Here is an 8,629-nt window from a genome sequence, read left to right as displayed (position 1 = left end):
GTTCCGGCGGATGTACGAGCGGGCGATGCGCCACGACGCCCCCGTCGACCGCTTCAGCGGCCGCCGGCTGGTCTGAGGGCGGGCCGGCTCGCGAGGGGGCCGGCCCGCGGAGGGGCTCGGGCTCAGCCGCGGACGGGCTCGGGCTCCGCGGCGACCGGCGCGGCCGACTCCCGGCGCTCGACCCAGGCGGGAGCGTCCCGGCCGAGCAGGAGGTAGGCGATGCCGGCCGAGACTCCGCCCGCGAGCCACGAGACGTCGACGCCGCCGAGGGCGGTCGCGGCCGGACCCTGCAGGGCGGGCACCGAGCCGTTCATGAACAGCCAGGTCAGGGTCGCGCCGATCGCGAAGGAGAGCAGCGCCCGCCAGCGGACGTCCGGCAGCAGCGGCGAGCCGACCGGGGCGAACAGGTGCCCGAAGGAGCGGACGCGCGGCTCGAACACGGTGTAGTGCACCAGCACGATCGCACCCCACGGGGCGACCCAGCCGACGAGGCCGACCAGCCACGCGTCGAGCGTGGTGGCGAGGTCGTCCTGGAAGACGAAGAACACCGCGGCCGCGAAGGCCAGCACGCCGACGATGAGGCTGAGCGCGCGGCGCCCGAGCCGGATGTCGAGGGCCTGGGTCGCCATGCCGAACGAGTAGATGTTCAGGACGTTGGTCGCGATCGGGCCGTGCACCACCAGGAGCAGCACGGGGATCGCGAGGGCGCCGAAGTTCTCGACGATCAGCGCCCCGGGATCCACGGATCCGTTCTTCGTCGCGAGGGTCGCGCCGAGGACGCCGAGCCAGACCACCGGGATGAACTGGCCGAGGACGCTGGCGAGGTAGAGCCCCCGCTTCGAGGAGCGGGGCCCGACGAAGCGGGAGTAGTCGCCGGCGTAGGCGAGCCAGGTGAGGCCCCAGCCGATGCCGATGGCGGTCATCACGATGGACATGGCCGCGATGCGGTCGCCTCCGGTGAGCGCGCCCTCCGCGGGGCCGGCGTAGGACCAGTCGATGTCGAGGAAGAACCAGGCGACGACCGACATGATCGCCAGCACCAGGAGGGTCGGCGGCACGGTCCAGCGCTCGAAGGCGGCGATCGCGCGGTAGCCGAGGAAGGAGATCGCGACCTGCACCGCCATGATCACCGCCGCCACCGCGATCTTCCAGCCGACGTTCGCCTGCTCCGGGTCGACGACGCCGACGGAGCCGAGGAGCGCGATGACCAGGTCGAGGACGATCCAGGTGTTGATGGCGCACCAGCCGATCACGACCACGGCCTGGATCGCGGCCGGGACGTAGTTGCCGCGCCGGCCGAAGATCGCCCGTCCCACGAGCATCCCGGTCGCCCCCGTCCGCTGGCCGAGGAGGACGAAGAAGCCGAACACCGCCATCCCGACGACGTTGCCGAGCACGAGGACGGTGACGGTGTCCGCCAGGCCGAGGCCCATGTTCACGCCGAGGGCGCCGAGCACCCAGTTGATGGGGGCGATGTTGGCGCCGGCCCAGATCCAGAACTGCCCGTCGAGCCGGGCGGTGCGTCGGGAGTCGGGCAGGGGACTCAGCGCGTCCTCGGCGTCGGCGGTGCCGTGCAGGGTGTCGGTGCTCATGGCGGATCCTCTCGGGGAGGGAGATGAAGGGGCGGGCGGGGCGCCCGGTGAGGCTCCACTCTCGTGCGGACCCGTTTCGGGCGGCGCGTCCGCGTGTAAATTCGCCGTGACGCGAGAGGACGTTCTGTATGGCCTACCTGCTGTCGGACGCGATGCGGGATCCGCGCCTCGCCGCCATGCTCCCGGTGGTGGCCGCCGGGCACGCGGCCGCCGAGCGCGCCGTGATCCGCTGGGCCCACACGAGCGAGCAGCTCGACATCGCGCCCCTCCTCCTCGGAGGCGAGCTGCTCCTGATGGAGGGCGCGCTCCTCTCGACCGACCAGGACCCGGCGGAGTGCCGAGAGTACGTGCGGTCTCTGGTGGATGCGGGAGTCGGTGCCCTCGCTCTCGAGCTCTCGCCGCGCCTGCCCGCGGTGCCGCCGCCGATCGTCGCGGCGGCCGACGAGCTCGGCCTCCCCGTGCTCGCCCTGCCCCGGCGCGTCCCCTTCGTGCAGGTCTGCGAGAGCATCAACACCCACCTCACCGAGCAGAAGTTCCGGAGCATCCGTCTGGCGGACAGAGTGTCCGGTCTTCTGGCCGACGCGGCCTCCGGCGACGCCGGCGTCGACGAGCTCCTGCAGGTCGTCGCCTCCGCGACGGGCGCCTCCGCGACGGGCGTCTCGCTCACGGGCGACGAGATCGCCCGCGCCTCGCCCGGGCCGGGCGTCGACACGGAGCCGACGGCCGGGACGTTCTCGAACGTGCTGCACGCGGGCGACTCCCTCCTGGGCACCCTGCATCTGCGGGCCCACGCCGACGCCGACCTCCACGCCGTCGCCGTCGCGCTCGACCGGGCGCCGGACGTCCTCGCGATCGCCGTGCTCCGGCACCGCCCGCCGTCGGTCACCGAGCGGCTGACCGCCCAGCTCTTCGCGATCGCATCTGTCGAGCGCGCGGACCCGGCGGCCGACCTCCAGATCGACGCCTTCCTCGGCCGCCTCGGCGCCGGCTCCCGGGAGCGCTACCTCGGCGTCCGGGCCGACACCGGTCACGACGACCGGCGGCTCCGCGCTCTGCTCCGCCTCCTGACGGGCGCAGGAGCGGATCCCGGCCCGGTGCTCTGCGTGGTCGGCTCCGAGCTGCTGGCGCTGCTGCCGTTCGCCACCGCCGCCGCGATGGAGGAGGGCCGCGCGGAGCTGCTGCGCCTCGGCGCCGCCCTCGACTCGGACGCTCTGCTCTGCGTCGGCAGCGGGCTCGGCGGGCAGGAGCGGGTGCCCCGGGAGCTGGCGGAGGTGCGCGGCGCGCGCGAGTGGGCGCCCGCAGGCGGAGTCGTCGACTCGCGCCAGTACCGCCTGGAGCGGTTCGCGAGCTCTCTGCAGGACGATCCGGAGGCGGACGACCTCGTCGAGGAGGTGCTCGGGCCCCTGCGCGCCCAGCGCGGCGAGCTGCTCGCCACCCTCGAGGCCTTCGCGTCGCTGTGGGGGAGCAAGACGGCGACGGCGGCCGCGCTCGGCATCGGCCGGCAGACCCTCTACGACCGGCTCGCGCGGATCGAGGAGCTGATCGGCCCGCTCGACTCGTCGCCGGCCCGCGCCCGGGTCGTCATGACCGCCGTCTTCCTGCACCGGGCGCGCGCGGCGCTCCCGGCGGTCTCGCCTCCGGTCGGGCGGACGTTCCCGCCTCCCGCCGAACGCTGACGCGGCCGGACGGGATCGAACGGCTCAGGCGGGCAGCAGCTCCGCGACGAGCGCCTGCACGCGGGCCCTGATGTCGTCGCGGATCGAGCGGACCTCCTCGAGGGGTCGGCCCTTCGGGTCGGCGAGGTCCCAGTCCTCGTAGCGCTTGCCGGGGAAGACGGGGCAGACGTCGCCGCAGCCCATCGTGATCACGACGTCGGAGGCCTGGACCTGCTCGGTGGTCATCAGCTGCGGGACGGCCTGCGAGATGTCGATGCCCTCCTCCGCCATCGCCTCGATCGCGATCGGGTTGATGCTGTCGCCGGGCTCGGAGCCGCCGGAGCGGACCTCGACGGCGCCGCCGGAGAGGGCGCGGAGGTAGCCGGCGGCCATCTGCGAGCGGCCGGCGTTGTGGATGCAGACGAAGAGGACGGTGGGGGCGGCCATCGGGGCTCCTGGTGTCGAGGGGCGGTGCTCGGAGGAGCACGGGGCGAGGGTAGCGCGCCCGGGCGAACGGCTCGCGGGCCCGCGGAGCCGCAGGAGACTTCGACGGCCGGGTCGGGAATATACCCCCCGGGGGTATGTTGCACTCCCCTGGACCGAACCGGAGGAGACACCATGACCGACCACGCCCACCACCACCCGACCACCTGGCGCGCCGCCGCCCTCGCGACCCTGCACTGCCTGACCGGCTGCGCGATCGGCGAGGTCCTCGGCATGGTGATCGGCTCCGCCCTGGGTCTGCCCGCCCTGGCGACGGTCGCCCTCTCGATCGTCCTCGCGTTCGTGTTCGGCTACGCGCTCACGCTGCGGGGGGTGCTCCGCTCCGGAGTGACGTGGCGCGCCGCCGTCGGCATCGCGCTGGCGGCCGACACCGTCTCGATCGCCGTGATGGAGGTCGTCGACAACACGGTGGTGCTCGCGATCCCCGGAGCGATGGACGCGGGCCTCTCGTCCGGCCTCTTCTGGGGCTCGCTCGCCGGCGCCCTGGCCCTGGCCTTCGTCATCACGACCCCGGTGAACCGCCTGCTCATCTCCCGCGGCCGCGGCCACGCGGTCGTCCACGGCCTGCACGGCTGAGCCGCGCGGGCCTCGACAGGGCGCCTGCGGCGGCTGCTCGACCAGCAGGAGGCGCGTGCCGATCGAGCCGCCCGGACCGCGGGCGCCGCGAGATCCCGTCGGCCGTCAGTCCTGCAGGCGGCGGTAGTGGCGGTTGCGGACCGAGAGGATCGCGCCTCCGATCACCGCCGCGAGGAACGAGCCGGCCAGGACGCCGACCTTCACGTGGTCGTCGGACTCGCTGCCCGCGCCGAACGAGAGCTCGCCGACGAGCAGCGACACCGTGAATCCGATGCCGGCCACGAACGCCATGCCGATCACGTCCACCCAGCGCAGCGACGGATCCAGGCCGATGCCGCGGAACCGGGTCAGGAGGAAGGTGCTCCCGGCGATGCCGAGCGGCTTGCCGAGCACGAGGCCCGCGATGATGCCCACGGCGATCGAGTCCTGGAACGAGTCGACCAGGCCCGCGACTCCGCCGACCGTCACTCCGGCCGAGAAGAACGCGAAGACCGGCACCGCGACCGCGGTCGAGAGGACGCTCCAGCGGTCGGCGAAGTGCGCGGCGAGGCCGTCGTAGACCGGGCGCCCCTCCGCATCCGACCCCACCCGCACCCGGGCGCGCTTCGTCGCGACGACCGGCACGGTGAAGCCGAGCAGCACGCCCGCGACCGTGGCGTGGATGCCCGAGGCGTGCACGAGCGCCCACGTCGCCACTCCGAGCGGGATCAGCACCCACCAGGCGCGCACGCCGCGCTGCACGCAGACCGCGAAGACCGCCAGCGGCACCAGCGCGAGCAGGAGCATCAGCACGTCGATGCCGGCGGTGTAGAAGACGGCGATGATCGTGATCGCGATGAGGTCGTCCACCACGGCGAGCGTGAGGAGGAACGTCCGCAGCGCCGGCGGGAGGAAGCGGCCGACCACGGCGATCACCGCGACGGCGAAGGCGATGTCGGTGGCGGCGGGGATCGCCCAGCCGTCCAGCGCGGCTCCTCCGCGGGGCAGGTTCACCGCGGTGAAGATCAGGGCGGGGACGGCCACGCCGCCGACGGCCGCGACGATCGGCACGAGCGCCGTCTTGGGGTCGCGGAGCTTGCCGGCGACGAACTCCTCCTTGAGCTCGAGCCCGACGACGAAGAAGAAGATCGCGAGCAGGCCGTCGGCCGCCCACGACCCGACGCTCAGCTCGAGGTGCAGGGCCTCGGGGCCGAAGCGGAAGTCGCGGACCGCGGTGTAGAGCGCGGACGCGGGGCTGTTCGCGACAATCAGGGCGAGGAGGGTCGCGGTGAGCAGGAACGCTCCGCCGACCGTGTCCTTCTGGAGGGTCTGGCGGAGTCCCCGCCAGATCGAGTGGGGGGCCTGATCGGCGGGCAGGGGCTGGTGCGGCATGAGGGGTTCCGTCCGGAGGGGTAGGTGAGCGCGGGGACGCGGCCGCGGACTCCGGAGGAGGGGCGGTCGCGGGTCAGCCGCGCGGCGGCGGGCAGCCGGCGATCTCGCCGTGCGCGTTCGTCCCCCACGAGCTGAGCCATCCGTTCGTGCCCGAGGCGCGCTTGGTCAGCAGCTGCCGGGTCGGGTACGCCGCGGCGGCGCGCGCGCGGGCGCGGCTCAGCGGAGGGAGGGTCAGGGGCACCGCACCAGGGTACCGGTGGCACCCGCGAGGGGGCCGGGTGTGCACGAGCGCTCGGAGGAGGAGCCGTCTCTCCCGCTGCCGAGCCTCCCCGCCCCGTCCGCTCAGGGGACCTCGTGCCCCGGGCCCGACTGCCCGCCGAGCAGCGGGCGCAGCGCGGTCGCGACGGCGTCGGCGCGCTCCTCGCCGCCGAACCACGCGTTGCCGGCCCGCACGAGCGGGTAGGCGGCCGCGAGGAGGTCGCGCCCCGCCGGGGTCAGGGCGATCCGGGAGTGACGGCCGCGGCCGCGCTCGGCGCCCCGGTCGAGCAGGCCCCGCTCCGCCAGCCCGGCGACCAGGGCGGTCATGCTCTGCGGGCGGACGCCGACGGCGCGGGCGAGGTCGGCCTGCGTCAGCCCGTCGGCCGCCGAGAGCTGTGCCAGCACGCCGAACTCGACCGGGCTGAGCCCGACCGGCGCGAGCGCGTCGCCGACCCGCCTCGCCAGGTCGCGGGCGGCGCGGATGACCGTCCAGGCGGCGATCGCGTCGACGTCGTCGCGGGTCAGGGAGAACTCCGAGGACATGGACCGAGCGTAGCGGCGTAGTCTTCGAGTATCAGTTAGTTGATACCTAGGAGGAATCATGAGCGATGTGATCGCGATCACCGGAGTCACCGGCGACGTCGGCGGCAAGACCTTCGAGCGGCTCGTGGCGGCCGGCGCGCCCGTCCGCGCGATCGTCCGCCGGCCCGAGCAGGCGGCGGCCCTCGCGGCCCGCGGCCTCGACGCACGGATCGCCGACCTCGGCGACGGGGCCGCGCTGACCGCCGCTCTCCGGGGCGCCGACCAGCTCTTCCTGGTCACCGCCGCCACCCCGCGCCAGGCCGAGCACGGCGCCACCGCCGTCCGCGCCGCCCAGGAGGCGGGCGTCCGCGCGCTCGTGCAGCTCTCCGGCGGCGACGCGGCCGAGCACTCGCCGCTCCCCTGGGGCCGCGCGATCTGGCGGACCGACGAGCGGGTGCGCGCCTCCGGGCTGCCCGCGACGATCCTCCACGCCTCGGGCTTCCTGACGAACCTCGAGCCCTCGGCGCCCGCGATCTCGCGCGGTCTGCTCCCGCAGACGATGGGGCGCGGCGTCATCCCGTGGATCGACACCGCCGACATCGCCCGGGTCGCCGCGCACGTCCTCGAGGCGGGAGGGCACACCGGCGCCGAGCCCGTCCTCACCGGACCGGCCCTGCTCGACGGACCCGGTGCCGCCCGCGAGCTGACCGCGGGGCTCGGCCGCCGCGTCCGCTACCTGCACCTGCCCAGCCGTGTGTTCGCCGGTGTCCTGCGCCTCGCCGGCATGTCCGCGTGGCAGGCGGAGGGGCTCCGCCGGCAGTTCGGAGTCGTCGCCCGCCGCGGCCTGGACGGCGTCGACGTGCTCACCGACGAGGTCGAGCGGATCACGGGGACGCCGGCCCGCTCGACGGCCGACTGGGCGCGGTCCCGCCGCTCCGGGCTCCTCGGACGGGAGCAGCCGCGACCCCTGCACGCTCCATCCGGCACCGGTACCCCTACCCGTGGATCCGCCGCAGGCGCATCGTAGGGCTGTGAAGCAGATCCAGTACGCCGGCGCGACCTTCCAGGTGGGGGACGCGGTCGCCGACGCACTCGTCTCCTACGCCTCCGGGCTCGCCGCCCACGGCCGCACCGACAGTGTCGAGCTCCCCGTGCTCGGCGGCGACGGCCACGCGACGGTCGTGACGCTGCTGCTCAACTCCGCGACGAGCCTCTTCGTCTCCGGCGCCGCAGGCCTCCTGCCCGGGCTCGACGAGAAGGCGGTCGCCGCCGACCTCCGCCAGCGGACGCAGTGGCTGGACGCGGTCCCGGCGGTCACCGCCGTGGAGCCGAGCGCTCCGGAGGACCTGATCTGGCTCGAGTTCCCGGAGGTCGCGGCCCTGATGGACCCCGAGACCGGCGCCCACTCCCCCGCGACGCTCCACCTCGTCGAGCACTCGCCGCGGCGCGACTCCCTCGTCTTCACCGTCGTCTACGTCAGCACCCTCGACCGCGACCTGGGCTCGGGGGAGATCCGCCGGCTGCTCGAGACGAGCCGCCGCAACAACGTCGAGCACGGCGTCTCGGGGATGCTCGTCTTCCGCGGCCGCCGCGTGATGCAGCTGCTCGAGGGCGAGGAGTCTGACGTGCGCTCGCTCTACGCGCGGATCCTCGCCGACCCGCGGCACGAGGGAGTGGTCACCGTCTGGACCAGCGTGCACGAGCAGCGCCGCTTCCCGGACTGGTCGATGGGCTTCGACGAGCTCGACCTGCCCGTCGAGCGGCCCGCCTCCTGGCCCGAGCCGGACCTCCCCGAGCAGTCGATCGACGCCGTGGCGGACGACTACCTCCGCCGCCGGTCGGAGGCGCTGCGGAGCGCGCTGGTGAGCAGCGACCCCCTCGTCGCGAGCCTCGCCGTCATCCTGCACGGGCACCGCCCCGAGCGCGTTCTCGAGGGCGGCGCCGGAGTGCGGCTCCGCTGCGCCGAGTGCCGCGCCTTCGACGCCCACGACGGGTACGACTCCTACCCCTGCGCGACCGCGAGGACCGCGATCGAGGCGCTCGAGGCGGCCTGACGCGAGCCGGGCGGCCGTGCGGGATCACCGTCCCGGGGCACTCCGAGCGCACCCCCCTTCCGCGGGTCTGCGCAAGCCCGTCCGCTCGCCCCGGCGC

9 protein-coding genes are annotated in these 8,629 nt (G+C 74.6%); 4 read left to right on the top strand and 5 right to left on the bottom strand.

All coding sequences use genetic code 11. From position 1 onward, the window contains the following. Positions 1-122: 122 nt before the first annotated feature. Positions 123-1,592 carry a cytosine permease gene (locus C5C33_RS10615; protein ID WP_104261088.1) on the bottom strand — a complete coding sequence of 490 codons (1,470 nt, stop codon included), beginning with the start codon at positions 1,590-1,592 and terminating at the stop codon, positions 123-125. 128 nt (positions 1,593-1,720) lie between these two features. Here C5C33_RS10615 and C5C33_RS10610 point away from each other — a divergent pair, with 128 nt between their 5' ends. Then, positions 1,721-3,268, top strand: a complete 1,548-nt coding sequence (locus C5C33_RS10610; RefSeq protein ID WP_104261087.1) for a PucR family transcriptional regulator — start codon at positions 1,721-1,723, stop codon at positions 3,266-3,268. Positions 3,269-3,292: 24 nt separating this feature from the next. On the opposite strand, the gene C5C33_RS10605 is transcribed toward C5C33_RS10610, so the two are convergent. Continuing rightward, complete coding sequence (locus C5C33_RS10605) at positions 3,293-3,694, bottom strand: arsenate reductase ArsC (protein ID WP_104222419.1); 402 nt, start codon at positions 3,692-3,694, stop codon at positions 3,293-3,295. Between the two features lie 171 nt (positions 3,695-3,865). Here C5C33_RS10605 and C5C33_RS10600 point away from each other — a divergent pair, with 171 nt between their 5' ends. Then, on the top strand, positions 3,866-4,327 hold the full coding sequence (locus C5C33_RS10600; protein ID WP_104226993.1) for a DUF4396 domain-containing protein: 462 nt from the start codon (positions 3,866-3,868) through the stop codon (positions 4,325-4,327). 105 nt (positions 4,328-4,432) lie between these two features. Here C5C33_RS10600 and nhaA read toward each other — a convergent pair whose 3' ends face one another. From nhaA to C5C33_RS10590, 3 genes are all read right to left on the bottom strand, one after another. Then, positions 4,433-5,698 carry a Na+/H+ antiporter NhaA gene (gene nhaA / locus C5C33_RS10595; RefSeq protein ID WP_104261086.1) on the bottom strand — a complete coding sequence of 422 codons (1,266 nt, stop codon included), beginning with the start codon at positions 5,696-5,698 and terminating at the stop codon, positions 4,433-4,435. Positions 5,699-5,771: 73 nt separating this feature from the next. Next, positions 5,772-5,939 carry a hypothetical protein gene (locus C5C33_RS18540; protein WP_181027217.1) on the bottom strand — a complete coding sequence of 56 codons (168 nt, stop codon included), beginning with the start codon at positions 5,937-5,939 and terminating at the stop codon, positions 5,772-5,774. 101 nt (positions 5,940-6,040) lie between these two features. Further along, positions 6,041-6,499 carry a MarR family winged helix-turn-helix transcriptional regulator gene (locus C5C33_RS10590; RefSeq protein WP_181027218.1) on the bottom strand — a complete coding sequence of 153 codons (459 nt, stop codon included), beginning with the start codon at positions 6,497-6,499 and terminating at the stop codon, positions 6,041-6,043. A gap of 58 nt (positions 6,500-6,557) precedes the next feature. On the opposite strand from C5C33_RS10590, the gene C5C33_RS10585 reads away from it, so the two are divergent. Both C5C33_RS10585 and C5C33_RS10580 read left to right on the top strand, forming a co-directional pair. Further along, positions 6,558-7,505: an NAD(P)H-binding protein gene (locus C5C33_RS10585; RefSeq protein ID WP_104261084.1), complete on the top strand. Its 948-nt coding sequence runs from the start codon at positions 6,558-6,560 to the stop codon at positions 7,503-7,505. Positions 7,506-7,509: 4 nt separating this feature from the next. Then, positions 7,510-8,532 carry a BLUF domain-containing protein gene (locus C5C33_RS10580; RefSeq protein WP_104261083.1) on the top strand — a complete coding sequence of 341 codons (1,023 nt, stop codon included), beginning with the start codon at positions 7,510-7,512 and terminating at the stop codon, positions 8,530-8,532. The last annotated feature ends 97 nt before the right edge of the window (positions 8,533-8,629 follow it).

Source organism: Rathayibacter sp. AY1H3 (assembly GCF_002932015.1).
The sequence above is the reverse complement of the archived record's forward strand: the minus strand, read 5'-3'. Positions and strand labels throughout refer to the sequence as shown.

What these genes read in the sequence shown, in the direction of transcription:
- C5C33_RS10590 (WP_181027218.1), bottom strand. Translation starts at nt 6,499, where the DNA reads ATGTCCTCGGAGTTCTCCCTGACCCGCGACGACGTCGACGCGATCGCC.
- C5C33_RS10605 (WP_104222419.1), bottom strand. Translation starts at nt 3,694, where the DNA reads ATGGCCGCCCCCACCGTCCTCTTCGTCTGCATCCACAACGCCGGCCGC.
- C5C33_RS10585 (WP_104261084.1), top strand. Translation starts at nt 6,558, where the DNA reads ATGAGCGATGTGATCGCGATCACCGGAGTCACCGGCGACGTCGGCGGC.
- C5C33_RS10600 (WP_104226993.1), top strand. Translation starts at nt 3,866, where the DNA reads ATGACCGACCACGCCCACCACCACCCGACCACCTGGCGCGCCGCCGCC.
- nhaA (WP_104261086.1), bottom strand. Translation starts at nt 5,698, where the DNA reads ATGCCGCACCAGCCCCTGCCCGCCGATCAGGCCCCCCACTCGATCTGG.
- C5C33_RS10615 (WP_104261088.1), bottom strand. Translation starts at nt 1,592, where the DNA reads ATGAGCACCGACACCCTGCACGGCACCGCCGACGCCGAGGACGCGCTG.
- C5C33_RS10610 (WP_104261087.1), top strand. Translation starts at nt 1,721, where the DNA reads ATGGCCTACCTGCTGTCGGACGCGATGCGGGATCCGCGCCTCGCCGCC.